The 855-nt window shown below is 61.3% G+C and carries 2 protein-coding genes; both read left to right on the top strand.

What is annotated here, in order from left to right; all coding sequences use genetic code 11:
- Nucleotides 1-498: carbohydrate ABC transporter permease (locus tag CO671_RS33130; protein ID WP_141514519.1), on the top strand; the 498-nt coding region annotated here is incomplete at its 5' end.
- 3 nt (nucleotides 499-501) lie between these two features.
- Nucleotides 502-855, top strand: a 354-nt coding sequence (locus CO671_RS33125; RefSeq protein ID WP_141514518.1) for an ABC transporter ATP-binding protein, incomplete at its 3' end; no start/stop codon positions are given.

The raw sequence follows: 855 nt of genomic DNA, 5'->3' as shown, positions 1-855 counted from the left end.
CTCGGCTCGCTCGGCCGCTTCGGCATGACGCTGCAGAACGCCACCGGCTTTTCCTTCGGCTTCGGCAATCCGACCGTCAACCTGGTCTTCGTCCATGTCGTCTATGGTCTGGGCTTCACCACGCTGTTCTTCCGCAATTTCTACGAGGCTTTTCCGACCGAGCTGGTGCGCGCCGCCCAGGTCGATGGCGCTAGCTTCTTCCAGATCTTCCGCCGCATCATGCTGCCGAACTCGCTGCCGATCATCGTCGTCACCGTCATCTACCAGTTCACCAATATCTGGAACGACTTCCTGTTTGCCTCGGCCTATGCCGGCACCGGCGACTCCATGCCGATGACGGTGGCGCTCAACAATGTCGTCAACACCTCGACCGGGGTGGTCGAATACAATGTCAACATGGCGGCGGCGATGATCGCCGCCGTGCCGACGCTCATCGTCTACATCCTCGCCGGCCGCTACTTCGTGCGCGGTCTGATGGCGGGCGCAGTCAAAGGGTAAGTCATGGCCTTCCTCGAAATCTCCGGTCTCAGAAAGCGTTTCGGCGCCGTCGACATTCTCAAGGGTATCGACCTCGAACTCGAAAAGGGCGGCTTCCTCGTGCTGGTCGGCCCGTCCGGCTGCGGCAAGTCGACCCTGCTCAACACCATTGCCGGGCTGGAGACGATCACCTCTGGCGATATCCGGATCGACGGACGGGCCATCAACGGCCTGCATCCGTCCAAGCGCGATATCGCCATGGTGTTCCAGTCCTATGCGCTCTATCCGAATATGACGGTGGCGGGCAATATCGCCTTCGGCATGGAGATCCGCGGCGTGCCGAAGGAGGAGCGGGCCAAGGCGATCAAGCAGGTCTCC

The organism is Rhizobium sp. M10, assembly GCF_002531955.1.
GTDB lineage: Bacteria > Pseudomonadota > Alphaproteobacteria > Rhizobiales > Rhizobiaceae > Rhizobium > Rhizobium etli_C.
This window is presented reverse-complemented; position numbering and strand designations above follow the sequence as displayed.